Origin of the sequence: Kitasatospora xanthocidica (genome assembly GCF_014656195.1) — a bacterium.
GTDB lineage: Bacteria > Actinomycetota > Actinomycetes > Streptomycetales > Streptomycetaceae > Kitasatospora > Kitasatospora xanthocidica.
In genome coordinates this window covers 103,533-128,801 of the sequence record NZ_BNBY01000012.1, presented here as the reverse complement: position 1 = coordinate 128,801, position 25,269 = coordinate 103,533, and the positions used below count along the sequence as shown (strand labels likewise).

The 25,269-nt window shown below is 73.1% G+C and carries 33 protein-coding genes; 19 read left to right on the top strand and 14 right to left on the bottom strand.

The features are described 5' to 3' along the window. Positions 1-97 precede the first annotated feature (97 nt). A complete protein-coding gene (locus tag IE332_RS22310; protein WP_189919296.1) occupies positions 98-790 on the top strand; it encodes a YidC/Oxa1 family membrane protein insertase in 693 nt (230 codons plus the stop codon). Positions 791-797: 7 nt separating this feature from the next. On the opposite strand, the gene IE332_RS22305 is transcribed toward IE332_RS22310, so the two are convergent. Both IE332_RS22305 and IE332_RS22300 read right to left on the bottom strand, forming a co-directional pair. Beyond that, entirely contained in the window at positions 798-1,481 is a 684-nt protein-coding gene (locus IE332_RS22305) for an HAD family hydrolase (RefSeq protein WP_189919294.1), read from the bottom strand. A gap of 56 nt (positions 1,482-1,537) precedes the next feature. After that, positions 1,538-2,113, bottom strand: a complete 576-nt coding sequence (locus IE332_RS22300; RefSeq protein ID WP_189919292.1) for an NUDIX hydrolase — start codon at positions 2,111-2,113, stop codon at positions 1,538-1,540. Positions 2,114-2,429: 316 nt separating this feature from the next. Between IE332_RS22300 and IE332_RS22295 the strand changes: the two genes are divergently transcribed. From IE332_RS22295 to IE332_RS22285, 3 genes are all read left to right on the top strand, one after another. Beyond that, positions 2,430-3,197 carry a CDP-alcohol phosphatidyltransferase family protein gene (locus IE332_RS22295; RefSeq protein WP_189919290.1) on the top strand — a complete coding sequence of 256 codons (768 nt, stop codon included), beginning with the start codon at positions 2,430-2,432 and terminating at the stop codon, positions 3,195-3,197. A gap of 96 nt (positions 3,198-3,293) precedes the next feature. Next, positions 3,294-3,524 (top strand): hypothetical protein, encoded by a 231-nt coding sequence (locus tag IE332_RS22290; RefSeq protein WP_189919503.1) that lies wholly within the window; start codon positions 3,294-3,296, stop codon positions 3,522-3,524. 106 nt (positions 3,525-3,630) lie between these two features. Then, the gene (locus IE332_RS22285; RefSeq protein WP_189919288.1) at positions 3,631-5,361 is read left to right on the top strand and encodes a phospholipid carrier-dependent glycosyltransferase; all 1,731 of its coding nucleotides are present in this window, start codon (positions 3,631-3,633) and stop codon (positions 5,359-5,361) included. Positions 5,362-5,423: 62 nt separating this feature from the next. Here the strand turns inward: IE332_RS22285 and IE332_RS22280 are convergent, their stop codons facing one another. Beyond that, positions 5,424-5,825 (bottom strand): ArsR/SmtB family transcription factor, encoded by a 402-nt coding sequence (locus IE332_RS22280; RefSeq protein ID WP_308437594.1) that lies wholly within the window; start codon positions 5,823-5,825, stop codon positions 5,424-5,426. Between the two features lie 109 nt (positions 5,826-5,934). On the opposite strand from IE332_RS22280, the gene IE332_RS22275 reads away from it, so the two are divergent. Next, positions 5,935-6,918 (top strand): quinone oxidoreductase family protein, encoded by a 984-nt coding sequence (locus tag IE332_RS22275; protein ID WP_189919278.1) that lies wholly within the window; start codon positions 5,935-5,937, stop codon positions 6,916-6,918. A 30-nt stretch (positions 6,919-6,948) separates the two neighbouring features. On the opposite strand, the gene IE332_RS22270 is transcribed toward IE332_RS22275, so the two are convergent. Then, positions 6,949-7,719 carry an MBL fold metallo-hydrolase gene (locus IE332_RS22270; RefSeq protein ID WP_189919276.1) on the bottom strand — a complete coding sequence of 257 codons (771 nt, stop codon included), beginning with the start codon at positions 7,717-7,719 and terminating at the stop codon, positions 6,949-6,951. Positions 7,720-7,823: 104 nt separating this feature from the next. Here IE332_RS22270 and IE332_RS22265 point away from each other — a divergent pair, with 104 nt between their 5' ends. Then, positions 7,824-8,411, top strand: coding sequence for a hypothetical protein (locus IE332_RS22265; protein WP_189919274.1), 588 nt, complete (start codon positions 7,824-7,826; stop codon positions 8,409-8,411). A gap of 95 nt (positions 8,412-8,506) precedes the next feature. Beyond that, on the top strand, positions 8,507-9,343 hold the full coding sequence (locus IE332_RS22260) for an SDR family oxidoreductase (protein ID WP_189919272.1): 837 nt from the start codon (positions 8,507-8,509) through the stop codon (positions 9,341-9,343). Between the two features lie 60 nt (positions 9,344-9,403). On the opposite strand, the gene IE332_RS22255 is transcribed toward IE332_RS22260, so the two are convergent. Beyond that, positions 9,404-10,336 (bottom strand): zinc-binding dehydrogenase, encoded by a 933-nt coding sequence (locus IE332_RS22255; RefSeq protein WP_189919270.1) that lies wholly within the window; start codon positions 10,334-10,336, stop codon positions 9,404-9,406. 79 nt (positions 10,337-10,415) lie between these two features. Here IE332_RS22255 and IE332_RS22250 point away from each other — a divergent pair, with 79 nt between their 5' ends. Further along, a complete protein-coding gene (locus IE332_RS22250) occupies positions 10,416-11,150 on the top strand; it encodes a TetR/AcrR family transcriptional regulator (protein WP_189919268.1) in 735 nt (244 codons plus the stop codon). Positions 11,151-11,163: 13 nt separating this feature from the next. On the opposite strand, the gene IE332_RS22245 is transcribed toward IE332_RS22250, so the two are convergent. After that, positions 11,164-11,484, bottom strand: coding sequence for a DMT family transporter (locus IE332_RS22245; protein WP_189919266.1), 321 nt, complete (start codon positions 11,482-11,484; stop codon positions 11,164-11,166). 99 nt (positions 11,485-11,583) lie between these two features. Here IE332_RS22245 and IE332_RS22240 point away from each other — a divergent pair, with 99 nt between their 5' ends. After that, a complete protein-coding gene (locus IE332_RS22240; RefSeq protein ID WP_189919264.1) occupies positions 11,584-12,165 on the top strand; it encodes a TetR/AcrR family transcriptional regulator in 582 nt (193 codons plus the stop codon). Positions 12,166-12,207: 42 nt separating this feature from the next. Here IE332_RS22240 and IE332_RS22235 read toward each other — a convergent pair whose 3' ends face one another. Next, positions 12,208-12,807, bottom strand: coding sequence for a TetR/AcrR family transcriptional regulator (locus tag IE332_RS22235; protein WP_189919263.1), 600 nt, complete (start codon positions 12,805-12,807; stop codon positions 12,208-12,210). Between the two features lie 85 nt (positions 12,808-12,892). Here IE332_RS22235 and IE332_RS22230 point away from each other — a divergent pair, with 85 nt between their 5' ends. From IE332_RS22230 to IE332_RS22215, 4 genes are all read left to right on the top strand, one after another. Further along, a complete protein-coding gene (locus IE332_RS22230) occupies positions 12,893-13,738 on the top strand; it encodes an SDR family oxidoreductase (RefSeq protein ID WP_189919260.1) in 846 nt (281 codons plus the stop codon). Between the two features lie 349 nt (positions 13,739-14,087). Further along, complete coding sequence (locus IE332_RS22225) at positions 14,088-14,852, top strand: class I SAM-dependent methyltransferase (RefSeq protein ID WP_189919258.1); 765 nt, start codon at positions 14,088-14,090, stop codon at positions 14,850-14,852. Positions 14,853-14,951: 99 nt separating this feature from the next. Next, positions 14,952-15,788, top strand: coding sequence for an NAD(P)H-binding protein (locus IE332_RS22220; RefSeq protein ID WP_189919256.1), 837 nt, complete (start codon positions 14,952-14,954; stop codon positions 15,786-15,788). A gap of 145 nt (positions 15,789-15,933) precedes the next feature. Further along, a complete protein-coding gene (locus IE332_RS22215; RefSeq protein WP_229928801.1) occupies positions 15,934-16,314 on the top strand; it encodes a DUF4260 domain-containing protein in 381 nt (126 codons plus the stop codon). A 304-nt stretch (positions 16,315-16,618) separates the two neighbouring features. Here the strand turns inward: IE332_RS22215 and IE332_RS22210 are convergent, their stop codons facing one another. Continuing rightward, a complete protein-coding gene (locus IE332_RS22210) occupies positions 16,619-16,888 on the bottom strand; it encodes a hypothetical protein (RefSeq protein ID WP_189919254.1) in 270 nt (89 codons plus the stop codon). Then, the gene (locus tag IE332_RS22205) at positions 16,885-17,247 is read right to left on the bottom strand and encodes an ATP-binding protein (protein WP_189919252.1); all 363 of its coding nucleotides are present in this window, start codon (positions 17,245-17,247) and stop codon (positions 16,885-16,887) included. Before IE332_RS22205 ends, IE332_RS22210 begins: the two co-directional genes overlap by 4 nt. Before the next feature lie 66 nt (positions 17,248-17,313). On the opposite strand from IE332_RS22205, the gene IE332_RS22200 reads away from it, so the two are divergent. The 3 genes from IE332_RS22200 to IE332_RS22190 all read left to right on the top strand — a co-directional run bounded on the left by IE332_RS22200 (position 17,314) and on the right by IE332_RS22190 (position 20,319). Continuing rightward, the gene (locus IE332_RS22200; protein WP_373313793.1) at positions 17,314-18,321 is read left to right on the top strand and encodes a helix-turn-helix domain-containing protein; all 1,008 of its coding nucleotides are present in this window, start codon (positions 17,314-17,316) and stop codon (positions 18,319-18,321) included. Continuing rightward, positions 18,318-18,506 (top strand): DUF397 domain-containing protein, encoded by a 189-nt coding sequence (locus IE332_RS22195; RefSeq protein WP_308437593.1) that lies wholly within the window; start codon positions 18,318-18,320, stop codon positions 18,504-18,506. Before IE332_RS22200 ends, IE332_RS22195 begins: the two co-directional genes overlap by 4 nt. Before the next feature lie 100 nt (positions 18,507-18,606). Next, positions 18,607-20,319: an immunity 49 family protein gene (locus tag IE332_RS22190; RefSeq protein WP_229928799.1), complete on the top strand. Its 1,713-nt coding sequence runs from the start codon at positions 18,607-18,609 to the stop codon at positions 20,317-20,319. 314 nt (positions 20,320-20,633) lie between these two features. On the opposite strand, the gene IE332_RS22185 is transcribed toward IE332_RS22190, so the two are convergent. Together IE332_RS22185 and IE332_RS22180 are read right to left on the bottom strand one after the other, a co-directional pair. After that, positions 20,634-21,131, bottom strand: coding sequence for a GNAT family N-acetyltransferase (locus IE332_RS22185; protein WP_189919246.1), 498 nt, complete (start codon positions 21,129-21,131; stop codon positions 20,634-20,636). Positions 21,132-21,227: 96 nt separating this feature from the next. Continuing rightward, positions 21,228-21,737: an Imm63 family immunity protein gene (locus tag IE332_RS22180; protein WP_189919244.1), complete on the bottom strand. Its 510-nt coding sequence runs from the start codon at positions 21,735-21,737 to the stop codon at positions 21,228-21,230. A 77-nt stretch (positions 21,738-21,814) separates the two neighbouring features. Here IE332_RS22180 and IE332_RS22175 point away from each other — a divergent pair, with 77 nt between their 5' ends. Together IE332_RS22175 and IE332_RS22170 are read left to right on the top strand one after the other, a co-directional pair. Beyond that, positions 21,815-22,207 carry a PadR family transcriptional regulator gene (locus IE332_RS22175; protein WP_189919242.1) on the top strand — a complete coding sequence of 131 codons (393 nt, stop codon included), beginning with the start codon at positions 21,815-21,817 and terminating at the stop codon, positions 22,205-22,207. After that, positions 22,204-22,806, top strand: coding sequence for an HAAS signaling domain-containing protein (locus IE332_RS22170; protein ID WP_189919241.1), 603 nt, complete (start codon positions 22,204-22,206; stop codon positions 22,804-22,806). Before IE332_RS22175 ends, IE332_RS22170 begins: the two co-directional genes overlap by 4 nt. 236 nt (positions 22,807-23,042) lie before the next feature. Here IE332_RS22170 and IE332_RS22165 read toward each other — a convergent pair whose 3' ends face one another. Both IE332_RS22165 and IE332_RS22160 read right to left on the bottom strand, forming a co-directional pair. After that, positions 23,043-23,336 (bottom strand): hypothetical protein, encoded by a 294-nt coding sequence (locus tag IE332_RS22165; RefSeq protein WP_229928798.1) that lies wholly within the window; start codon positions 23,334-23,336, stop codon positions 23,043-23,045. Between the two features lie 26 nt (positions 23,337-23,362). Continuing rightward, on the bottom strand, positions 23,363-24,106 hold the full coding sequence (locus IE332_RS22160; protein WP_189919239.1) for a DUF6193 family natural product biosynthesis protein: 744 nt from the start codon (positions 24,104-24,106) through the stop codon (positions 23,363-23,365). Positions 24,107-24,298: 192 nt separating this feature from the next. On the opposite strand from IE332_RS22160, the gene IE332_RS22155 reads away from it, so the two are divergent. After that, positions 24,299-24,691, top strand: a complete 393-nt coding sequence (locus IE332_RS22155) for a hypothetical protein (protein ID WP_189919237.1) — start codon at positions 24,299-24,301, stop codon at positions 24,689-24,691. 79 nt (positions 24,692-24,770) lie between these two features. Here the strand turns inward: IE332_RS22155 and IE332_RS22150 are convergent, their stop codons facing one another. After that, positions 24,771-25,250, bottom strand: coding sequence for a hypothetical protein (locus IE332_RS22150; RefSeq protein ID WP_189919235.1), 480 nt, complete (start codon positions 25,248-25,250; stop codon positions 24,771-24,773). Positions 25,251-25,269 lie beyond the last annotated feature (19 nt).

Below are 25,269 nucleotides of genomic sequence, written 5' to 3'. Positions count from 1 at the left end.
TCCGTACGAGCAATCCCCGTACGGCTGTTCCGTACCTCTTCGCGGCCGTCCTCCGCCGATCACTCATGTTCTGAGACCCCGGAGGGCTCGCTTCACCATGTCCGTTCTCGCCGTTCTCGATCCCGCGGTCGCCGTCGCGCACACTGTCGTCGCCGCCATCGCCCACGTCCTTCCGACCGCCCTCGCGATCGTCCTGTTCACCGTGGCCGTTCGGCTCGCGCTGCATCCGCTGGCGCGGGCGGCGGCGCGGGGGGAGAAGGCGCGGGCCGTGCTCGCGCCGAAGGTCACCGCGCTGCGGAAGAAGTACGAGAAGCGTCCGGAGAAGTTGCAGGAGGCGCTGGCGGAGATGTACCGGAAGGAGCAGGTGTCGCCGTTCGCGGGGTGTCTGCCGCTGCTGGTGCAGATCCCGTTCTTCTCGGTGATGTACCGGTTGTTCACCACGCCGAACGACCTGCTCGACCACACCCTGTTCGGGGTGCCGCTGGGTCTGCACGTGGGCGGGGCGCAGGGTGCCGGGCAGGTGGCGGTGTTCGGGGTGCTGTACGCGGGGCTGGCGGCGGTCGGGTTCGTCAACTACCGCCGGGCCCGGCGGGCGGCCGCGGCGCAGCCCGCCCCGCAGCCGGGGGCGGGACTGCTGCCGTACCTGTCGTTCGGGTCGGTGCTGTTCGCGCTGCTGGTGCCAGTGGCCGCCGCGCTCTATCTGCTGACGACGAGCGCGTGGTCGGCGGCCGAGCGGGCCTGGCTGTACCGGGACGGGGCTCCGGTGTCGGCGGCCGCGCTGGTCGGCTGAGCGCCGGTCAGAAGTGGCGCAGCAGTTCGGTGAAGGCGCCGAGCTGCAGCGTCGCCTCGTCGGGGCCGAGTTCCTCGTGCTCCAGCACCCAGGTGTGCTCGTGCGGGATGTAGACGGTGCGCAGGCCGGCCCGGCGGGCGGGGGCGATGTCGGACTTGGGCGAGTTGCCGATCATCCAGGTCCGGTCCGGGTCGAGGTCGAGGTCGGCGGTGAGCTGCCGGTAGGTGTCGACGGACTTCTCGGCCACGATGTGGACGCCCCGGAAGTGGTGGTCGACGGTGGACACCGTCACCTTGCGCTGCTGCTCCTCCTGGTCGCCCTTGGTGAGCAGGAGGAGGTGGTGGCGGTCGGCGAGCGCGGCGAGGGTGTCGGCGACCCCGGGGATCAGCTCGACCTCCCGCCGGTTCAGCGGGGTGAGCAGTTCGTCGATCCGGGCGAGCTCGGCCGTGCTGGGGGTGCGGTCGTTCAGCCGCTGGAGGCAGTCGGCAAGGCTCTGCCGGAAGACGGTGGCGCCGTAGCCGAGGGCGGCGGAGTTGGCGGCCTCGATGCCGTCCAGGAGGGAGCGGGTGGCGGCCCGCTCGGCCGGGGTGGCGACCCAGTCCAGGAAGCCGTCGATGACCCGCTCGAAGAGGACGTTGTTCTCCCAGAGCGTGTCGTCGGCGTCGAAGATGAGGATCTGGTCGGTGTGCATCCGGTGGTCTCCAGGGGAGGTGCGTCGGGCGGGAGGTACGTGGGGCGGGAGGCGCGTCAGGCGGGCGGGAGCAGGCGGGCGGCGCGGGCGAGGGTCTCGCGGAGGTTGTCCTCGGTGGTCCGCAGCGCGGCCTCCTCGACGGTGAGCCACTCCAGCGGGGAGGCCGGGTTCTCCGGCCGGGCCAGCTCCGGGGTGTCGGTGGCGAGGAGGAAGCGCAGGTCCGCGTGGACGTGGGCGGGTTCGACGGCCGAGGCGGGCACGGGGACGGCGACCAGGTGGACGAGGGCCGCGTCGGGCCACGGGGTGAGGTCGTCCAGGCCGGTCTCCTCCCGGCCTTCGCGCAGGGCGATGTCGAGCGGCCGGGTCTCCCCCGGGTCGCCGTGGCCGCCGATCTGCAGCCAGGCCTGCTGGCGGACGTGCCAGCGCAGCAGGACGCGGCGGGTCGGCGGGTGGACGATCAGCGCGGAGGCGGTGAAGTGGAGCGGGAAGGTGCCCCGGTTCCAGGGGTCGTCGGCGTCGAGGAGGCGGCGGGCCCGCTCGTGGTCGGCGGTCTCCACCGGGCCTTGCGGACGGTGGCCGTCCAGCAGTCGGGCCAGGTCGGGGCGGTGTGGCGCGGCGCCCGTGGTGTCCATGGGTCTGGCAACTCCTCGTTCCGGTCCGGGGCCGTTCCCCGGTCGCTCCGCGGCCGTTCCCCGGTCGCCCCGCGGCCGCTCCCCGGTCGTCGCGGTGCACGTCAACGGGCTTGCGGGGCAAGGGTGGTCGGGCCCGGTGCTTCCGGTTCCGGCGAACCCGCGCAGCCTAGCCCGGGGCCCGTCGGCGGGCCCACCGGTTTTCGCCCGGCCGCACCGGCGGCGGGCGGGGCCGCGGGAGCCGTACCGGCTGGTCGGGGCGCTCCGTGCAGGCCGTAGCCTGTGGTGATCGTTACGGGACAGGTGGAGGGATGTCGTCATGGTGGCTGCTCCGGCGCTCGCCGAGCTTCGCGAGGTGTGCCAGCCGCAGGCCAAGCTGCAGAGCCGCAACGGTGAGCACTGGGCGGGTCGGCTGTACATGCGGCGGATCTCGCTGCGGACCACGCGGCAGCTGGTCCGCACCTCGGTGTCCCCGAACACCCTCACCTGGGTGATGGTGGTGTGCGGGGTCGGCGGCGGCGCCGCCCTGCTGATCCCGGGCCTGACCGGCGCGGTGCTGGCGGCGGTGCTGTTCCAGCTGTTCCTGCTCTTCGACTGCGTGGACGGCGAAGTGGCGCGCTGGAAGCGCCAGTTCAGCATCGCCGGGGTGTACGTGGACCGGCTCGGCGCCTACCTGGCGGACGCGGCGCTGATGATCGGCGCGGGCGTACGGGCCGCGCGCGGCGGCTCGGAGCTGTGGGTGTCGGTGGGCCTGGCGGCCGCGCTGGGCGTGGTGCTGCTCAAGGCCTCGACGGACCTGGTGGACGTGGCCCGGGCGCGCAGCGGGCAGCCGCCGGCGGACGAGGAGTCGACGCAGCCGCGTTCGCAGGGCATCGCGACGGCCCGCCGGCTGGCCTCGGTGTTCAAGATCCACCGGGTGACCAACGGCATCGAGGCCTCGCTGGTGCTGCTGACGGCGGCCGCGGTGGACGCCGGACTGGGCAACCTGGACGCGACCCGGGCGACGCTCGCCGGGATCACGGTGATCACCTGGGGCATGGTGGTCGCGCACCTGGCGTCGATCCTGTCCTCCTCGCGCCTGCGCTGAGCACGGGCGGGGGGGCGCTCCGGCGGCGGGCGTTCCCGGCGGCAGGCGTCCCCCGGTGTTCCCCGACGGCGGACTGAGGCATCCCTCCCCCGCGCGGTGGTCCTGGCGGCCTCGCTCGGCGCGGCGGGGCTGGCCCTGCTCTGGACGCCCTTCGCCGGGTGGTGGGCGATGCCGGGGACGGACATGACCCCGGCGGGCCACTTCCTGGTGGGCTTCCGCTACCTGCCCACCGTGGCCTGGGCCCCGCTGCTGGCCGCCGTCACGGTCTCGTACCACCGCCGCCACCGGGCAGCGGCAAGGACGGCGGCGCCGGCGACGGGGCGGTGATCCGGGATCGGCCCGGGCGGCGTACTGCTCCCTTCGAGGCGAACCATATAGTCAGTCAAACGACATATACCGCCATCAGAAGAATCCGTTAGGAGGGGTGCGGCCCATGCGGCCTCTCAGATCCACCCTGCCCGCCGTCACCCGGTGGGTCGCCGCCCGGCCGGGCATCGCCCTGCTCACCGGTTACGTCGCCGAGCTGCTGTTCCGGCTCGTCCTCGTCCGGCACCTGAACTTCCCGTCCGTGCACCCCGACGAGGACTCCTACCTCGTCCTGGCCCGCGTCCTGGCCGGCCGCCCGCCGACGGCGATCCCGGTCGGCGAGGTCCTCCCCGGCGGCTACCCGCTGCTGATCTCCCCCGCGCTGCGGCTGGCCGACGACCCGGTGACCGCCTACCAGCTGATCATGGGCCTGAACGCGGCGGTCAACGCGCTGATCCTGCCGCTCGCCTACGTCGCGCTGCGCCGGCTCGGCCTGGACCGGCGGCTCGCGTACGTCTTCGGCGCCGTGACCGCGCTGCTGCCGCCGGTGATCTTCTACTCGCAGTTCGTCATGACCGACGCCGTGCTGCCCGTCCTGATCCTCGCCTGGCTGCTCTGCCTGCACGGCTGGCTCGCCGACGGCCCGCTGCGGCGCCGCGTCTGGCATGCCGTGGGCGCGGGCGCGGCCGCCGGGTACGCGATGGCCACCCATGACCGCGGCGGCGTGGTGGTCGCCCTGACCGCCGCCGTGTTCCTGGGCGTCCTGCTGCTGCGTCGGGCGCCGTGGCGGAGCACCGTCGCCGGGCTCGCGACGCTCGGCCTCGGCGTGCTCGGCGGCAAGCTGCTCTCCGCCTGGCTGCGCGCCCGGTTCGGCGTCGCGAACAGCGACGTCGGCGGGTTCCTCTGGCGGGGTCTGACCGACCCGGAGGCCGCCCAGCGGACGCTCACCCGGACCGCCGGACAGATCTGGTACTTCACCGTCTCCACCTGGGGCATCGGCGGGCTGGCCGTCGTCGCCTGCCTGTTCGCGGTGTTCGACCGCCGCGCCCCGCGGGAGCTGCGGATCACCGGCGGCGTCCTGGTGGCGCTGCTGGTCGGCACCGCCCTCGCCGCCGCCGCCGCGCTGCCCGCCGACGGCCGGATCGACGACTGGGTCTACGCCCGCTACACCTCGTACCTCGTCCCGTCGGCCTTCCTGGTCGGCGCCGCCGTGCTGGCCGGGTCCGGGCGCCGCGTCCTGGTCCGCACGGCGGCCCTGGCGGCCGGACTGACGGTGCTGCTCGCCGGGGCGGTGGTGCTGTCGGCCGGTTCGAAGCTGCGCGACGAGCTCTTCGTGCTCTGGGGCCTGCCGGACGTCTCGTTCCTGGCCGCCGACTGGACCAGGCTCAACATGTTCCGGGCCACCGCCGCCGCACTGGTCGTGCTCGCCGCGGTGGTCATGGTGCGCTTCTCCGGGGGCCGGCGGGTGCTCCCGGCGATCGGCCTCTCCCTGGCGCTGTTCGGCGCCTTCGCGACCGCGACGATCACCGCGCACATCTCGGTGCCGCACGAGAAGGTCAGCCAGGACACGGCGGGCACCTTCAGGCGCGACTCCGGGATCGGGCAGGCCGAGAACGTGGTCTTCGCCTGGGACGTCAAGGGCTCGCTGCGCGACACCTACGCCTTCGAGGCCTACGAGGGCCGGGTCTGGTACCGCGACCCGCGCTGGCAGCCCGTCCCCGCGGAGGCGGACGTCCTGGTCACCCCGCTGCCCTTGGCGGGACAGCCGCCGGAGGCCTGGTGGCCGGGCCACCCCGCCGACTGGTACGTCGACCGGGCCGACGCGACGCAGAACTGGGTGGTCTGGCGGCGGCACTGAGCCCCGCCGACCCCCCGCACCCGGCCTCCCCCGACCGAGCCTCCCCGTCTGGCCCTCCCCGCCTAGCCCTCCTCGCCGCCCTCGACCCGCGCACCCGCCCCGGCCCCGGACCCGACCCCGGACACCGCCCCGGACGCGGTGCGGTCGTGGGCGGCGAGGACGGTGTCCAGGAGGCCGGGGAAGCGGTGCTCCAGGTCGGCCGCGCGCAGTGCGGAGAAGCGGCGGTTGGCCTCCTCGCGCTGGCTGATCAGGCCGGACTCGCGCAGCACCTTGAAGTGGTGGCTGAGGGTCGAGGGCGCCACGTCCACCGGGAAGGTGCCGCAGGCCCGTTCCGGCTCCGCGCGCAGAACACGCACGATGGTCATCCGGGTGGGGTCGGAGAGCGCGTGCAGGACGTCGAAGAGGTCGATCTCCTCGGTCGCGGGGTGCGCGAGCGCCGGTCGGCGGCGGGTGCTGCGGGGCACGGTGGGACCTCCCTGATCTGCGATGTTCGACATCCATCGAAGCGACGTGGTACCACTGTCCCGCGTCAATTTCGTAGTTCGTCGAACATCGTAGTCGAGGGGGACCGACATGCGCGCACTGGTGATGACCGCACCCGGTGGGGCCGAGAACTCGCAGATCCGGGAGATCGAGGCGCCCAGGCCCGGGCCCGGACAGGTGACGATCGACGTCGCCTACGCCGGACTGAACTTCGTCGACGTGATGACCCGCCGCGGCGACGCCGCGTACGCCGCCGACTGGCCGTACCGGCCCGGCAAGGAGGTGTCCGGCACCGTCCGGGAGCTCGGCGAGGGCGTCACCGGGCTGGCCGTGGGCGACCGGGTGGTCGCCGCACCCGTCGGCGCCGGGCTCGCGGAGGTCGTGACCGCCGAGGCGGTGCTCACCGTGCCGCTCCCGGACGGGGTGGGGCTGCGCGAGGCCGCCGCCGTCCCCCTGGGCCTGGCCACCGCGATGCTGCTGCTGACCGACGCCGGCCGCTTCACCGCCGGGGACACCGTCCTGGTGCACTCGGCGGGCGGCGGGATCGGCCACGCCCTCGCCCAGCTCGTCCCGCTGCTCGGCGGCGGCCGGCTGATCGGCACCGTCGGCCGCCCCGAGAAGGCCGCCGCCGCGCTCGCCACCGGCTACCACCACGCCTTCGCCCGCGACGAGGACCTGGCCGAGGCGATCCGGACCGCCACCGACGGCCGGGGCGTCGACCTCGTGCTCGACCCGCTGGGCACCGAGGCCCTGGACCTCGACCTCGCCGTGGCGGCACCCGGCGCCCGGATCGTCCTGTTCGGCAACGCGGGCGGCGGCGCCGTCGCCGACCTGCCCCCGCTCGGCCGTCTGATGGCGGGCAACCTGAGCGTCACCGGCTTCAGCCACCGCGGCTTCGCGGCCACCGCCCCGGAGCGGCTCGCCCGGGCCATCCGCCGGGTCGTCGACCTTCTCGCCGACGGCGGCCTGGAGCTGCCCGTCACCGAACTGCCCGACCTGGCCGCCGTCCCGGCCGCGCACGACGCGATGGAGGAACGGCGGGCGACCGGCAAGTACGTGGTGCGGGTCGGCTGAGGCCAGGGCTACGGCCCCAGCCCCCGGCCGTCAGACGGTGAAGGTCGCACCCGGGTCCGCGTGCGCGACCGGGCCGGCGAAGTGGGCCGCCGCACGGCCGACGGCCTCGGCCGGGGTCATGGTGCGGCCCACGTGGGTGACCACCAGCCGGGCGGCGCGGGCCGCCGCGGCGGTGGCACCGGCCTGCTCGGGGGTGTGGTGCAGCCCGGCGCCGGCGTCCGGCTCGGGCTCGGCGATCTCCGCCTCGCAGAGCAACAGGTCGCAGTCCCGGGCCAGTTCGGTGAGGGCGGGGCACGGGGCGGTGTCGCCGGAGTAGACCAGCGACCGGCCGCCGGCCGCCACCCGGAGGGCGAAGGCCGGCATCCCGTGCTCCACCGCCCGGCTGGTCAGCGTGAGCGGGCCGACCTCCATCCGGTGGCCGTCGGTCAACTCGGTGACGGCGAAGGCTGATTCGACCGGGCTGCGGCGCGCCGTGTTGGTCAGGAAGTCCGCCAGCCGGTCGGCGGTGCCGGGCGGGGCGTAGAGCGGGATCGGCGCGGCGAGCCGGAGGTCCGCGTAGAGGGCGCCGTAGTAGGCGGTGAGCAGGTCGGCGCAGTGGTCCGCGTGCAGGTGGGAGATCCAGATCGCGTCCAGCTCGTCCAGCCGGACGTGGCGCTGCAGCGGGCCCAGGGTGCCGGTGCCGGCGTCCACCCAGACCCGGGCGCCACCGCCGGACACCAGGTAGCCGGAGCAGGGGTTGTCGGCGCTCGGGTAGGGCGTCGCACTTCCCAGGACGGCGAGCCGCAGGTGTTCGTCGGGCATCCGGCGAGCCTAGCGCCCGGGGCCGCAGGGCCCGCCCCGGTCTACAGGGCCGGCCCCGGCTTATTCGGGTGATCCGGCGCTCCCGGGCTGTTTGACTCCTCGCCATGAGCACCTCCCGAGCCCTTCCGGTCCTGCGGACGCCGGACCTGCGGGCCGCCCACGACGCCGCCCGGCGGCTGCTGGCGCTCGCCGTACCGATGGACGGCTTCCTGGTCGAGGGCGAGACCACCGCCCGGACGCCGGCCGAGGCGCGCCGCCTGTTCGCGGCCTTCCCGACCGGCCGGGGCGCCACCCCCTGGCCGAACCACCCCCGTCTCGGATACGAGGAGGTCCGGGGCCTGTTCGACGCCGGGGATCCCCGGTTCGACGGGCTGGGCCCGCTCGAGTTCCAGGCGAAGGCGGAGCCGCCCGGCGGGTTCGAGGAGCTGTTCCTGGACGTCGTCGGGAGCGGCCCCGGCTCGCTGTCCTGGACGCACTTCTTCTGGCCCGCCGTGCCGGAACTCGGCCTGGAGCCGCGCGCCAAGGACACCCATCTGCAGATCGCGGTCAACAGTCGCAACGTCGACTTCGACCGCCCCTCCGACGACCACACGCTGTTCGTCCACTTCCGTGGCGGCGACCTCGAACGGGCCCGGTGGCTGGCCCGCCAGGTCGGCCTGGAGCCGGTCGGCCCGGAGGAGTGCGGCTGGTAGGCGACCGGGCGCAGCAGCTCGGACACGGCGCTCGGGCACAGCGCTCGGGCACAGCGCTCGGGCATAGCCCCCGGCCACCCGGTGTTGGGCCGGGCATGACCAAGATTCTGGTGATCGGCGCGAACGGCAGTGTGGGCAGGCACGTCGTGGCCTCGCTGGCCGAAGGCGGCCACGAGGTACGGGCGTTGGTGCGGGACAGCGCGAAGGCTTCGCTGCCCGCGGGGGTCGAGGCCGTGCGCGGCGACCTGACGGACCCGGAGAGCCTGGAGCCGGCCCTGGCCGACGGGGTGTCGGCGGTCTACCTGATGTGGCCCGGGCTGCCGGTGGAGCCCCGGGTCGTCGAGCTGATCGCCCGGCACGCCGAGCGGGTCGTCTACCTGTCGGCGGACGTGGCCGACCTCGCGGACGACGAGCCGGCCGCGGTCTTCCACCAGGAGATCGAGCGGCTGATCCGGAATTCGGGCCTGGAGTGGACCTTCGTCCGGGCGATCGACTTCGCCGGCAACCTGCTCGCCTGGGCCGGCCAGGTGCGCGAGGGCGTGGTCCGCTGGCCGTACGGGCGGGCGCGCCGCTCGCTGGTGCACGAGCGGGACATCGCGGACGTCGCGGTGCGGGCGCTCACCGAGGACGGGCACGCGGGCGCCCGGTACGTCGTCACCGGGCCGGAGTCGCTCGCGCACGCCGACCTGGCGGCGATCATCGGCGAGGAGCTGGCCGTCGACCTGCGGTGGGAGGAGCTGGCGCCGGAGACGGCCCGCGAACAGCTGACGGCGGCCTGGGGGAACGCGGCGTTCGTGGACTCCCGGCTGCGGGCCTGGGAGTCGTTCACCCGTGAGCCGGAGCGGGTGACCGACACCGTGGAGCGGGTGCTCGGGCGGCCGCCGCGCGACGTCCGCTCGTGGGTCCGGGACCACGCGGTGGACTTCCGGTAGGCAGCCGCCCGCCGTACGGCCGGGGCCCACACGCCTGGGCCCCGACCTTCTGGCACGGCTTCAGGAACCGACCGTCAGCACCGCCTTGCCGTGCAGCCGCCCGCCGAGCAGGGCGTCGACCGCCTCCGCCGCGCCGTCCCAGCTGCCGCGCCAGGTGATGCCGGGGTCCAGCTCGCCTGCGGCGACCCGGTGGGCGAGCCAGCCGAGGTCGCGGCCGAGGCCGGTGCAGGCGGGCAGGAAGAAGGTGACCACGGAGCGGTCGTGCCGGGACCGGTCGCCGAAGAGCGCGCCGAACGGGAAGTCCTCGCCCCGGCCGGCGCTGTGTCCGGCCGCGACCAGGGTGCCGCCCTCGCCCAGGATCTCGTAGGCCTCGACCAGTTGGGGTCCGCCGACGAGATCGACCACGCCGTCGACCGGTCCGGCGGCCTCCTTCGGTGTGGCGACCACCTGGTGGGCGCCGAGGCGGCGCAGCAGGTCGCCGTTCTCGGCGGGCGAGCCGGTGGACGCCACCACGTGCGCGCCCGCCGCGCGGGCGAGTTGGACGGTGTAGCGGCCGACGCCGCCGGTGGCGCCGGTGACCAGGACGGTACGGCCGAGCAGCGGGCCGAGGCGGTGCAGGGCGCGCAGGGCGGTGGCGCCCGCGACCGGAACGGTGGCGAGCGCGCCCGGGTCGGCGCCGGCGGGCGCCACGCCGAGCACGTCGGTGTCGACGGCCCGCAGTTCGGCCCAGGCCCCGGCGGGCATCAGGGTGACCACGGGGGTTCCGACGGCGGGTCCGGAGCCGTCGGCGGCGGCGCGTTCGACGACCCCGGCGGCGTCCCAGCCGAGGACGGTGCCGTCGGGCACCGAGTCGAGGGCGAAGGCGACCTCGCCGTAGTTGAGCGAGGTCGCGGTCACCCTCACCAGCGCCTGGTGCGACGCCGGTTCGGGGTCCGGAGCCGTACCGAGGCGCAGGCCGCCGGGGGCCGAGCGGTCGACCAGGAGTGCACGCATGGAAGATCCTCCCCAAGATTCTGCCACTGAGTGGCATAAGCCTACAGGTGGCACCTCTGCCCCGAATACACTGGCCGCGATGACTTCCGAGAAGACCGCCGCGAAGACCGCTGCGAACGGCACCGAATCGGCCGCCGCGCTCCCGCTCCGCGAGCGCAAGAAGCTGCGCACCCGCCAGGCGCTGATCGACACCGCACTGGAGCTGTTCGACGCACACGGCTTCGACGGGGTGACGCTGGATCGGCTGTGCGAGGCCGTCGAGGTCTCCAAGCGGACCTTCTTTCGCACCTTCACCAGCAAGGAAGACGTCGCGATGGCGCCCACCCAGGACCTGTGGGCGGCGTTCCTGGAGGTACTGGAGAGCCACCCGGCGGAAGGACGCCGTCTCGTGACGGTCCTGGAGGAGTCCCTCGCCGGGGCGATCGGCCGGATGCCGGCCGACGGCTGGGCCGATCGCGTACTGGCGAGCCGGCGACTGGCCGCCCGGACGCCCTCGATGGACGCCCACGGGCTGGCCTTCTGCGACCGGACGACCCGGGCGGCGGTGTCGGCGATCAACCGGCGCTTCAGCCTCGCACCCCCTGCAGGCCCCGCAGACCCTGCGAGCTCCGCACGCCCCGGCACCGCCGAGCTGCGCACCCGGCTAGCGGTGGACATGTCGGTCGCCGCGTTCCACCAGGCCCTGGACGGCTGGGTGGCGCAGCCGTCCGGGCACACCCGCGAGGACCTCGTACGGCGGCTCCGCACCGCCTGCGCCGAACTGCCGGGCGCGCTGGCGACGACGGTCGGACCGCACGACCGGAGCGGCGGGTAGGGCGCGACGGCGCTCAGTCCGAGGCGGTGAGCCGGGCCAGGACGAGCCCGGCGACGATCAGCAGCAGGGCGGCCAGCCGTCCCAGTCCGAGGGGTTCGTGCCGCAGGACCGTGCCGAGCGTGATGGCGCCGACCGTGCCGATCCCGGTGAACAGCGCGTAGGAGAGGCCCGCCGGGAGGTCGCGCATCGCCCGGGAGAGCAGGTAGACGGAGAGCGCGCCGAGCAGCACGCACAGGGCGGTGGGGCCGGGCCGGGTGAAGCCGTCGGTCGGTTTGATGCTCTGCGACCAGACGACCTCCACCAGGCCGGCGGCGAGCAGGAGGAGCCAGGGCACGACGTACCTCCGGAAGCACTAAGCGGACATCGTGTCCACTTGACTGGGGCCGATGCTAGCCCCCAAGTGGACGGTGCGTCCACTTGTTAGGATCGCCCCATGCCACCCGCCGAACGCGCCGATGCCGCCCGCAACCGAGCCAAGGTCCTGGAAGCGGCCGAGCAGCTGTTCGCCACCCGCGACCCGGCGACCGTGACGATGGACGACATCGCCAAGGCGGCCGGGGTCGGCCGCGGCACGCTCTACCGCCGCTACCCCGACCGCGCCTCGATCGCCCGCGCGCTGCTGGACGCCCACGAGCACGAGATCCAGGAGCGACTCCTGCGCGGCGAGGGCCCCTTGGGTCCGGAACCGGCCACCACCCCGGCCGAGCGGCTGAGCGCCTTCTACTCGGCGATGGTCCGACTGCTGGAGCGCCACTCCCACCTGCTGCTCGGCGCCGAGACCGGCCCGGCCCGCCTGACCACCGGCGCCTACGGCTTCTGGCGCGCCCACGTCCGGATGCTCGCGGCGGCGGCACACGCCCCGGACCCGGACGTGCTCGCCGACCACCTGCTGGCGCCGCTCGCCCCGGAGGTCTACCGCCGCCACCGCGACCAGGGCGTCTCCCCCGAGCGCGTCGAGGCGGCGCTCCACCTCCTCGCCCACCGACTGCTCGGCGACCGAACCCCGAACTCTTGAGCCCCCCGAGCCCCGAAGGCCCCCAGGCCCCCTGAGACTCGCTCAACCGCCCGCCGGAACCTCCAGCGAATCGAGCCAGCGCAGCAGCCGGGTGCCCTCCCGGGTCATGACGTCCGGGTCGCGCAGGGCGTTGGCCAGCAGCGACATTCCCTGGTAGCCGGCGACCAGGGTGAGCGCCAGGCCGTCCGGGTCGGGCAGGCCCAGCTCGCGGAACTGCCCGCCCACCCATTCCAGCAGTTGCCGGATCACCGCGCCGGCCTCCGCGTCGAGGACCCCGTCGGCCCGCTTGTCCAGCTCGACGGCCAGGGTGCCGGCCGGGCAGCCGAACCGGGCGGCGACGTCGCGCTGCCCGATCCAGGCCTCGACGAGCGCCTTGAGCCGGCCCCGCGGGTCGGCCAACCGCCCCAGTTCCTCGGCGAGTTCGCCCAGGTGCGTGCCGTGCTCGGACAGCGCGGCACGGACCAGGTCGTCCTTGGTCTTGAAGTAGTAGTAGACGTTCCCGACCGGGACGTCCGCCTCGCGCGCGATGTCGGCGAGCGTCGTGCGCTCGACCCCCTGCTCGTGGAGGACCCGGGCCGCGGCCGCCGTGAGCCGTCGGCGCTTCTGGGACGCCGCTACGCGCCGATTCACTGAGTCAGTCACCCAACTCACTATAGACAGCCGCCGGTGGACGCGTGCTACGGTCTTTCTAAGTCAGCCGACTAACTCACAACGGGAGGGGATCGCGATGATCACAGTGACGGGTGCCACCGGCAACATCGGACGGACGCTGGTGGAGCTGCTGGCAGGGGCGGACGAGGAGGTCGTGGCCGTGTCGCGGCAGGCGCAGCCCGCACACCACACGGCCGGCGTCCGGTGGGTCCGGGGCACCGTCGGCGAGGCCGCGAGCCTGCGGCCCGCCCTCGAAGGGTCCCGGGCGCTGTTCCTGGTGCTGGGCGGCGAGCTCAACAGCCGGGGCGAGAGCCCGGACACCCTGCTGTCCGCCGCCGCGGACGCCGGGGTCGAGCGGATCGTCCTGGTCTCCTCACAGGCCAACGCCACCCGCCCGGACTCGCCGTCGCACGCCCGGCTGCGGGAGTTCGAGGCCGCCGTGCGCACCTCCGGACCGGAGTTCACCGTCCTGCGACCCGGCGGCTTCGCCTCCAACGCCTTCGCCTGGGCCGAGACGGTCCGCGCCGAGCGCACGGTCTTCGCCCCTTTCGGCGACGTGGCGCTGCCCCTCGTCGACCCGGCCGACATCGCGGCGGTCGCCGCGGCCGCGCTGCGCGAGGACGGGCACGCCGGCCGGACGTACGAGCTCACCGGCCCCGCGCCCGTCAGCCCGCGAGAGCAGACCGCGGCGCTGGCCGAGGTCCTCGGCGAGGAGGTGGCCTTCGTCGAGCTGTCCCGCGAACAGGCCCACGCACAGCTGGCGCGGTTCATGCCCGAGGAGATCATCCCCGGCGCCCTGGACGTCCTCGGCCTCCCGTTCCCCAGCGAACTGGCGGTCAGCCCGGACGTGGCGGCAGTCCTGGGCCGCCCGGCCGCGCCGTTCGGCGCATGGGCCGCGCGCAACCTGCCCGCATTCCGGTAGCGGCGGGCGGCCGCCGTTGCCGCGCAACCGGTGCCACAGTCGCTCCTCGACAAGGCGAACCGCGGGAGCCGACCCGCCGACGGCTGAGCTCCCCCGGTGGTTGACGACTGTCGGCCCGACAGCCTCCGCAGGGCGGAGGCCTGCGCGGGAAGTCGGCCGGGCCGACTTCCCGCGCTCGTTGGCGTCGACACCCTGTGCGGGCTACCGAGAGGCCCTGCTCTCAGGCACGGCGGCGGCCGCAGCCACCCGATCGAGACTCCCGTCCGACCAGGACGCCTCGAATCGGAAGGCCAAGGATCACCGGGTATTGCCGAGCAGGGCCTGCCCCGGTCGTGCCAGGATGCTCGACATGTCTGCACGGGCACTGAGCTTCGGCGCGATCGCGGAAGCCTACGAAAGGTTCCGGCCGGGGTATCCCGAAGAGCTCTTCGACTTGGTGACGACGTATGCGGGCCGACCGGTTCGGACGGCCTTGGAGATCGGTGCGGGGACAGGCAAGGCAACCCGCCTGTTCGCGGGGCACGGGGTCATGGTGACGGCGACCGACCCCGACGCTGCCATGCTTGCCGAGCTGAACAAGACCGTTCCCGCGAACGTGACGACCGTGCGGGCCGCGTTCGAGGACCTGCGGCCGAGCGAACCCCATGGGCTGGTCTATGCGGCGGCGGCCCTGCATTGGACACGCCCGGAGGGTCGATGGTCGAGAGTGGCGGCGCTCCTTGAACCGGAGGGCGTGTTCGCTTCATGCGGTGGCCCGGTCCAGCCGGCCGACCCAGCCGTCGAGGAGTCGGTGCGTGCTGCCCGGGCGCCGTTCCTGGAAAGCGATGAGATTCCTTCTCCCGACGGAACCGCTCCGGATGAGGAGATGCAGTGGCCGGGTACGGAACTGCAACGGTCCCAGCTGTTCCTCGACGTTCAGCAGGCCGTCGTCGAGCGGCGCTTGACGATGCGGTCCACTGACTACGTCGGCTACCTGTCGACCGTCTCGGCGTATCTCCAGCTGCCGCGATCGAGGCGCAGGCAGGCGTACGACGCGATCACGCGGGTCCTGCCCGAGACGGTCGAGATCACCGCCGACATCACCGTCCATCTCGCACGCCGGCGACCCGAGTAGGGCAGGCAACGGCCGGCCGGGAGTCGCCTTGACCTGAAGTGAGCTTGAAGTCCTAGCGTGACCTCCGGTTGATCATTTCGAACACCGGGAGGGACGCTCATGATTCTCGTCACGGGAGCCACGGGAAACATCGGAAGTGCACTCCTCAAGGAGCTGCGGGCGCACGGCGCCGGGCCGCTCAGGGGGCTCACCCGCGATGTCGCCGGGGCCGGGCTCCCCGAGGGCGTCGAGGCCGTTGCGGGCAGCCTCGCGGACGTGGCCTCGCTCAAGCCCGCGCTGACCGGGGTGCGTTCGCTGTTCCTGGTGTCGCGGCTGGGGCCGGACGAGGAGATCCTGGAGGCCGCCCGGGAGGCGGGGGTGGAGCACGTGGTGCTGGTGTCCTCCATCACCGTCCAGACCCATTCCCACCTCGGCCCCGCCGCCGAGAACCTGGCGGTCGAGCAGGCGCTCAAGAGCAGCGGAATGGACTGGACGATCCTGCGGCCGACCCAGTTCGCCTCGAACTCCCTGATGTGGGCGGCCTCGATCCGCGCCCACGAGACGGTCCACGCGCCGTACGCGGACGCCGCGCTCCCCACGATCCACCCCGCGGACATCGCGGCGGTGGCGCGGGTGGCGCTGACCGAGCCCGGCCACCACGGGCGGACGTACGCCCTGACCGGCCCCGATCCGGTGACCGCCCGGCAGCAGACCGAGGCCATCGCGGCGGCCCTGGGCCGGGAGGTGCCCTTCACCGAGATCAGTCGGCAGGAGGCCCACTCCGCGATGGCCACCGTCTTCGGGGAGGAGGCCGCGGACGCGGTGCTCGACGTCTCCGGCGGGGACCTCAACGACGCGATCCGTGCGGTGCGCGACACCGTTGAACAGGTCACCGGCTCCCCGGCCAGGCCGTTCCGGCAGTGGGCGGCGGAGAACGCCGCCGCCTTCCGCTCATGACCTTGCTCGCCCCAGCGCGGTCGCTGCCGTCGAGGCCGACGAAACCCAGGCCGGCGATCGCACCGAGGCCGGCCGCGCGCAGATGAGCGGTGCTGGTTTCCGCGGTCCCCCTGTCTGTTGACGTGTTGTCATCTATGATCTGAATGTGACCGTCAAACCCCTGGGCACCGCCGGACCGTCACGCAACTCCGCTGCGGACGGCGCTGGTTGGCCTGCACGAACCGCCTGGGGTGCTCTCACGCTGCTGCTGGCCGCGTTCGCCGTTTTCGAGAGCCAGAAGTACGGCCTGCCGACCACGGCCGCGGCACTGGCGTTCCTCGTACTGCCCGACCTGGCGCGGCTCGCCGGCATCCGCCCGCCCAGCGTGCTCTACCGGACCATCAACCGTGGCTGGATCCCACTCGTGATACTCGTCGGCTACTCCGTCGGGCCGATCGTGTGGCCACCGCTCTTCACGGCCGGCCTCGGCTGGCTAACCCGCATCGCCTTCGACAGGACGCGTGGGCGCGGGCCCGCCTCGGCCTGACCGACCTTCCCGACGGATCCTGGTCGTGGCACGCCAGTTCTTCAGGTGCGCGAAGCCGTGCTCGACCGGTCCCCGGACCGCGGCCGGAGCCCTGTTGGACAGCTTCTCGATTCGCCGTCGCCGCTCAACGAACTTGCTGGAACCTGCTCGATCCAGCGGCACTGGGCATCAGGTCTCCCGGCACGGGCCGTGCCCCGAGATCTTCGGGGCGCGGCCCGTTTGTGCGGTCAGGCAAGGGCGGCTCGGACGGTGTGGGCCCGGGCTTCGCAGAGGGCTCCAAGGAGGGCGGCCAGAAGGTTGAAGGTCAGGAGTCCGAGCATCGGGGGTGGGCGTCCCGGTGGCGCTTGTACTCGCGCAGGAGCGCGAGGAGGTTGATCACGGTACTGGCCGGAATGTTGCCGAGGTTGATCAGGCGGCGGCCGTGGAGGTTGGTCTCGCCCGGGGCGGCGGAGGGCCAGAGGAGGCCGAACTCGCGACCCTCCGTCCGGAGTTCGACGATCAACTCGGAGAGTTGACGGGCGGTGAGGTGCAGCAGGGCCGGGTCGGCGGGGTGGATGGGGTGATGGGCGCTCACGCGGCACCGTCCAGCTCGAACCAGATGCTCTTGCCCAGCTGTTGGGGGTCGACACCCCACCGGTGGGTGAGGCCCGCGACGAGCTGGAGGCCCCGGCCGGTCTCGGCGAGGAGGGAGAGGGGTCGCTGCTCCGGGAGGCAGGGGCTGCGGTCGGAGACCGTGACCCGGAGGGTGTTGGGGAGGAAGAGGATGAGGACGACCGGGGAGGTCGTGTCCGCGTGGCGCCAGGCGTTGACGATGAGCTCGACCATGGCGAGCTCGGCGTCCGCGATGGAGGAGGGCGGCCAGCCCGCGCGGGTCATGCCGTCCCGGAGGGCGTCGCGGGAGAGCGTGAGGGAGGGGGAGTTGAGGTTGCGCACAGGGGTCTCCCGAAGGGGGAAAGGGTGAGACCGGCGGATGCGTCGCCGTGAACGAGCCCATTGGGCATGGGTGTTCTTCGGTGCCCGAGCGGCGTTTCTGACGATCCGTCCGGTGATCGGTGCATCACAGACTGTAGAGCAGGCGATAGCAAATTTGCTAGCCGAGCCAAGAAGATGTGCCTATCTGCTCGCTGGACTCGTCGCGCGCCGACGATGGATGCTGGGGAGATGCCACCTACCCCAACCGCACGCCGCAAGCGCGTCGGCATCGAGCTTCGGAAGATGCGAGAGGCCGCCGGGCGCACGGCTGGAGACGCTGCCGCCGTTCTCGGGCTGGACCGCAGCAAGATCACGCTGATCGAGCAGGGTGCCTACCCGATCAGCGCTGAACGTGTCCTGGCACTCGCATCCGAGTACGAGGAGGCCGACGCCGCATACGTCGACGCGGTCGCCGAGATGGCCGCCGATCGAACCAAGGGGTGGTGGGAGGAGCACAGAGGGCTTGTCCCTGCCGGGATTCTTGAGATCTCCGAGGTCGAACACTACGCACGAGTGTTGGTGACGTATCAGATCTGCCATGCTCCGGGACTCATGCAGACCGAGGAGACAGCTCGGGCAATTTTCCGAGAGGTCCATCCACCGCTACGACCACTGAACATCGAAGCGCGGGTCGAGAACCGAATGCGGCGGGCTGAGCTCCTGACCGGCGGCGATCCGCTCGAATATGAAGCGATTGTGCACGAGGCCGCACTGCGGATGGAGTTCGGAGGGGCGGCAGTCGCGCGTGAGCAGCTGAAGCAGCTACTGGTCCTCTCGGAAGCCCCCAACGTGACACTGCGCGTATTGGAGTTCAAGGCCGGGGGATTCAAGGGCGCGGGTCACGCAGTGCTGTACGCGAGCGGGCCAGTACCCCGGCTCGATACGGTCCAGCTGGACTCCGTAGGATCGCCAGCGTTCCTGACCGAGATGAACCAGCTGGAGAACTACCGGCACATCATCGGGGCGATGCGTGATCGCGCTCTCGATCCGTCGGCCTCTCGTGATGTGATCTCCAGCATCATGAACAGCATGTGAGGGATCCTGTGGAATGGCGAAAGCCCAACGCCTGTGGCGATGGCAATAACTGCCCCGAGGTTGCCATCACGTCCGACGCCGTCTACGTCCGGAGCAGCCTGCTGCCCGACGCCGTTGCCCAACTCACCCCCACCGAATGGCGTGACCTCGTTTCCGCCATCCGTGCCGGGGAGTTCGACGCCTGATCCTCACGGGCGGGCCGTTCATCGAACGGCCCGCCCGGCACGTTGTCCGACCCCACGCCTAGGCTTGCGATCAAGCAAGGCAACAACGGGGAGCAGCACAGTGCGGATCGAGCGCCACCAGGTCAACGAGTCGGCGATCTCGGCAGCCCGTGAGGGCTTCTTCGACCGGATCGGGGGCATGGTCCACTCCTACTCGCGCGCCGGGCTGATGGCCGCCACCGAATGGCGCCTGATCGCCGACGAGTTCCTCGACTACCTCGGTGCGCTCTCCGTCGACTCCCCCGCCCTCGACACCCCCGAGGCCAAGGCCGTCCTCAAGGACGCCACGGAGGCCGCCGCCGGCGCCATCGCGTTCGCCGCGTACTACTCGTACGACAGCTTCCAGGTCTTCCTCGACTACCCGAACTTCGGGATGAGCTACGACCGCTCGGAGGCGGACGCCTCCCTCCGCGAGAGCACCGTCCGCCCCCAGGCCTGGTTGGACGCGTTCTGCCTCGCGATCCTCTCCGACAAGGTCTCCTGGCACGGCGAGGCCTTCGCCTTCACCTGGCAGTCCATGCGCGTCACCGAGGGCCACGCCACCGCCGAACTCGCCAACGGCTTCATGGCCCACTTCTTCGGCTACACCCGTGACCAGGACGCGCCCGACCCCGAGACCCCCGAGCAGCGGCTCGCGACCATTGACGCCGCGCTCGCCCGCGTCCAGGACCGGGACAGCGAAGCCGCTCTCGCCCTCCACACCCTGCGTTCTCTCGCCGCCGGGGACCGCGAGGCCTTCGACGCCGGGATGGTCTCCCTCCTCGACCGCGCCGACGGCACCCGCCCCCGCAGCCTGCTCCCCCTCCTCCCCCTCGCCCTGGCCGCGCTCGCCCACCGCGCCCACGGTTGGCTGCCCGCCGTCGACACGGACTACCTCCCGCTCGCCCTGGTCACCGGCTTCCCGACGCCCGAGCCCCGGGTCGGCGCCCTCGGCCGCGACCGGCGCCCGGACGCCGTCGCCGAGTTCGCCGCCGGGCCCGTCCGCCTGGACCGGCCGACCCCGGCGCTGCCCCTCCACCCGGACAGCGAGGCGGGGTTCGAACGCCGGATCCAGGAGGCGATCAACCCGGCGCCGGACGACCGCCTCGCCGCCTACCGGCTCTCGCGCGCCCTGGACCGGCAGGCGCACCTCCTGCTGGTCCGCGCCTCGCAGTCCGCCGACGTCACGGACGCCCAGCTTGCCGCGCTTCGCCGGGCCTCCCAGCTGGGCGCGGCCCTCTTCCGCGTCGCCCTCGCCGAGCCCGGCACCGAGGCCGAGGTGGCCGTCGACGGCCGGACGGTCCGCTACCCCGCCACCCGGGACAAGTACTCCGGCCCCGGCCAGTGGCAGCTCGCCCTCGAACTCGCCCTGATCGGCGGCGACCGCGAGGACCTCGCCCCGATCGTCCTGGCCGGCCCCACCCACTCCGCCGCCGACGGCTCCGAGTACGCCTCCTACCGTGTCGCCCTGCACGACTACTTCCGGGGCGTCGACCCGCTCCCGGCCACCGAACGGGCCCTGCGCGACGCCGCGAAGGCCGAGGACGGGCTCTTCCTTCCGCCGCCCGTCGTCCTCTTCTCCCAGCTGGTCGAGGGTGACGAGACCAGCTTCAACCTGGCCCTGCTGGACGCCCTCGAAGCCCACCGCGACCACCACTCGGTCGCCGACCGCGACACGGACCGCGACGCCCCGCTCAGCCTGGGCGTCCTCGCCCTCGCCTGCCACGCCCGCCGCACCCGCGGCTGGGCCGTCCACGTCGACTCCCCGTACCTCCCGGCCCGCCTGCTCGCCTAGGCCCTCTCTTTCGGATCTTGCCGGGCGCACGACGCCGGGCATCCCGCCTGGACGCACCGGCGAATCATCCAAGTACGACCCAGTACGAGGACGATCCGCCGGCACGCCCAGCCGGGCGCCCAACGCCGCGCGCTGATCCGACAAGATCCGAAAGAGAGGGCCTAGCCGCATCGGCAGACCCTTACCTCGTGGCGACGTGACGCGCCGTGCGGATTCCACTCCGGCGGCGCGTGTCCTGCAAGCTCTGCCGGCGGCAGGGCGAGTGCGGGTCCGTGAGATCGACGGACGAGGGGGGGGTAGTCCGACCGGTGCGGTCAGGTGCCCGGGGCGCTCAAGTCGAGCCGCCAGTCGTTGGACTGCAGCCAGGTTCCCTTGGGGTATTCGAAGGAGACCTTGCCGACCAGCTCGAACCCGGCCTTGCGGCACACCGCGTTCGACGCCGCGTGGTCCACGTGGGGGAACGCGTGCAGGTGACGCCGTGCGCCACGCACCGCCGCCCGCTCCGCAGCCAACCGCAGGGCCTCGGCGGCGTATCCGTGACCGCCGAACTCCGGAAGAATCCCGTATCCGGTCTCGTACACGTCCTCACCACCCCACTCCCGCTCCCAGTACCCGACCGAACCGATCGCCTCGTCACCGAGGCGGACGATCAGCATCTCGCCGCCGGCGAGACGCAGGTAGCGCTGATGACGATCGGCGATCGCCTGCTCGGTCTCAGGCCCCCCGAGATGCTCGGTCATCTCGGGGGTGTTCTGACGGTGCAGGATCTCCAGACCTGCTTCGGACCATGATTCGAGGCGAAGAGTGTTCATGGCGCGGACAGTACGCTCCGCCGCCGACATGATCGGCCGCCCGGCCCACCGAGACGTGCCCGCACCGGCGTCAGCTGCGGCAGGCCACCGAATCCGTCAACCGCGCGACCGGCGCCACGCGGTGGACCACCTGCCCGGGGGGCGGGTGAGCGGGTCGCCCGTCCCGTCCGGCCAGGTGAGGGGGTGGGCGTCCACGTCCTCCAGCCGAACTCCCGGGCACTGGACGGGGATGCCCGCGCGGAACCGCTCGGCCCATCCGGTGTCGAGACGGCGGAGCAGGTCGACCTGCTTGGCCAGCCAGCCGATCCGGCTGTCCCGGCCTTCGGGGAACCGGTGCCGCTGCCCCAGCTCCCAGCGCGTGGCCATCGAGCGGGTGGCATTGAGGGCGACCCAGTGCAGGGCCTCGTCGAGGTCGCCGGTGCTCCGGTGCTGGAGCACCTGGCCCCGCTCCTCCACGACCCAGTGGATGACCCCGCCCTGAACGAAGAGGTAGGGGTGGGCGCCGTCCTGGTGGCTGAACGCTGCCAGGTCGCCCGTCGTCACGCCGTCGAGCTTGGCGGCCATGGACCGCACGGCGGCCTGCAGCCTCTTCATCGTTATCGTCACATAGACGATTATCGCCCGCGACTCTCCCCGCGCAAGGTCCATCGCACTACCTTGCTCCACCTGCTACCTTGTGATGCATGGTACCTGGCATCGCAAACCCCGACGGCCCCGGCGAGGCCTCCACCGAGCCCTCCGACGGGCCGGTGGCGACCCAGCTGCGCAAGGGCGTGCTGGAGTACTGCGTGCTGGCACTGCTCCGGGACGGCCCTCGGTACGGGGTCGAGCTGCTCCAGGAACTCGGCCGCTTCCCGATGCTCGCCACCAGCCAGGGCACGATCTACCCGCTGCTGTCCCGGCTGCGCCGCGCCGGACTCGCCGACACCTTCCTGCGGGACTCGGCCAGCGGACCGTCCCGCCGCTACTACACGCTCACCGACGCCGGCCGCGAGGCACTGCGGGAGTTCACCGCACTGTGGCCCGCCTTCCGCGAAACCGTCGACCACGTCCTCGCCCCGGGAGAGAACCCGTGAACAACCCCACCGAGCACCCCCTGGTCCGCGCCCACCTCGACGCGGTCGACCGCTACACCGCCCCGCTGCCCGACAAGCGCCGCCGCGAACTCCTCGCCGACCTGCGCGAACACGTCGAGGTCTCGCTCGCCGACCACGACCCGGCCGACGAGGCCGCCGTCCGCCGCGTACTGGAGCAGCTGGGCAGCCCCCGGCGGATCGCCGACGCCGCGCTCGCCGAGGACGGCCTCACCCGGCCCGAACCCGAGGGCTCCGGCCGCACCAACCTGACCCTGCTGTTCGCCGTCCTCCCGTACCCGCTGCTGCTCGTCCCGGCCGTCGGGCCCGCGCTCGCCCTGGCGGCCGCCGTCATCGCCGCCACCCGGGTCGCCAGGTCCCAGGTGTGGACGCGCCGGCAGAAGAAGCAGGCGGCCGCCCTCCTGCTCGCCCCCGTCCTGACCACCCCGCTGGCCGCCGCCCTCTTCGCCGCCACCCCGCCCGGGCTGACCCCGGTCAACCTGCTCGCCGCCTGCGCGGTGGGCTTCAGCCCCGTCCTGGTCGCGGCGGCACTGCTGTCCCGCTCCGCCGCCCGCCTCCGCGGCGCCGCCACCACGGCCTGACCCTGGGGCCCGGCTTCGAACCCCGTCGTCCGCCCGCCAGGCGCGGGCGGGGCGGCGTTGGGGTGCGCGCATCGCAAGGCGAAGGATGGGGGCACCTCCCGACCGCCAGGCTGGGGGACATCGGCGACCGACGGCAACGCCGCGAGGCGCGCTTGTGCCCCGGGGCTACCTCCCGGCCGAAAGCCGGGGAAGCGTCGGCCCGCAGGCGGGGGTTCGAAAACGGGCCCCTGGGGCGGTCAGCGTCGGCGCCTGAACTCCGCCAGCCACTCCCGTACCTGCGCTTCGTCGTGCAGGTACGGACCCCCCGGCCCGTCCGGCCCGTCCGGCCCGGCTGGCAGGTCGATGCCGTGCAGCAGGTCCAGCGCCCACAGGGACAGCTCGTCCCACCACAGTTCGTCGTCGTGGAGCCACCGGCCGGCCCAGCGGTCGGCCGCGTCCCGGCTCACCCGGCCGTCCGCCACGGCGGCGAACCACCACTCGATCTCCTCCGGGCCCGGCTGCCCGGCCCCCTCCGCAGGGTCGCCGTTCACAGGGCCGCCGTACGAGGAACCGCCGTTCACAGGTCGTCGGGCCCGGCGACGGCCGGACCGAGGTCCGCGGGGACGTGCGCCGCGGCGAGGGCTGCCGCCTCTTCCGCCGTCCCGGCCTCGCCGATCAGGTACTCGTCGCGCCAGTCCTCCCCGCCCTGGTAGGCGAGGTTGCGCTGCACGCGGTACGGGCGGGTGGCGTCGCCCGGGATGACGACGACCGCCGGCGGATGCCCGTTGCCGAGGCCGGCCCGGAAGCCGACCCGCCACATGCTGGAGAACGGGAACAGCTGCCGCAGCCTCGGCTCGGCCCGCGTCGCCTCCACCAGCGCCCCGAACTCCGGGAACTCGGGCGCCTCCGCCGCCTGCTCCCCGAGCCGGCGCCAGGCCACCTCGACCGCGTCGGCCGGGCCGCGCTCGGCCGCCCGCGCGAACTCGCCGGACGCCAGCCACGGCAGCAGCTCGCCCAGCTCCCCCAGGCTCTTCCCGCTGCCCCAGGCCACGCCCGCCCGGACGACGTCCCCGAGGTCCGTGGTGCCGCCCGCGACCATCTCGATCCCCCGGCTCCAGCCGGTGACACCGAACCAGCGCCGCTCGGCACCGATGTGGACGGTGAGCGGCTTGCGCCCGTCGGCCGAGGCGGCGATGCCCGCCGTCACGTCCGAGTGCCCCGGCACCACCGTGATGTCCAGGGCCAGCTCGGCGGCCGTCCGCTCCAGCAGGGCACCCAGGCTTCCGGCGGCGACGAGGTCGGGGTAGAGATCGGCATCCATCCGGCCAGTATGGCGATACGACTTCCCCACTCCGAGAAAACGGCTTGATCGCATCGTTCCCGAACTCCCCGAGCGGAACGCGGTTTTCCGTCGCGGACCACCGGGGTAGTGGCCGAGGCGTTCGCACCCGTACGGATGACAAATCCGCTGCGGACACTACTCCCTGACATTGTTTCAGCGAAAGGAACCCGCATGGACAGGCTCCTCCGGAACGCCCTCGCGATCGTCGTGACCGCCGGTGCCCTCGGCGCCGCCGCAGCACCCGCCGCCCTCGCCGCCGAACAGCCGGTGGCCGGGGTGCAGGCACAGGTCCGCAACCCCAAGACGGTCAAGGCCGACGCCTACAACCAGGCCCGCAGCATCCTCGCCAACGCGGGCAGCCAGACCGCGGCCAAGTCACACCCGATCCACGGAAAGAACGACGTCCCGGTCTCCTACGGCACCGGCCTGCTCGCCTCCGCCCGGGACGAATTCCGGACCGCGGACAAGAACCTGCCCGCGGGCCAGAAGAAGTCCGACATGTCGATCCCGCACTACAACGCCATCCACAACGCGGCGAAGGTCATGGGCATCGACCGCTGGTGACAGCCAGACGGGCCCCGGCCCCGGCCCCGGCCCCGACCCCGACCCCGACCCCCGCGTGGCGGCTCCGTCGCGCGGGGGCCTACCCCTCCTGGAAGCGGAAACCCAGGGCGTGGACGAGGTCGAGCACCAAGCTCTCGGCGACCGGATCGGTGTCGCGCTCCAGCACGGCGCGCACCTCGGCCTCGTCCGGCCGCAGCCCCGCGGCCTCGGCCCACCCGGTCGCGCGGGGCGCGACCTCCCCGGGCTCGCCGATCCACTTCTCGGGGACCTCGTAGTCCAGCGCCATGTCCGCGGGGAAGGCACAGTGCCAGCTCCGGCCGCCGGGGACGAACGCCCGCGCGAACACGACGTCGCTGTCGAGGACCTGGAACACGAGCGCCGGAGCCCCGGTCTCCGCCGCGAGTTCGACACCCGCCTCGACCGGCCCGGCCGTCTGCAGGATCCGCCAGTCACCGTCCTCGGCCTGCCACAGCGGCTGCGCCGCCTCCGCCCGCACCACCGACAGTTCGGCCAACGACCGCGGGGAGCGCGCCACCACGAAAGATCCGGAGAAACCCATGACCGGTGACGCTAGCGCC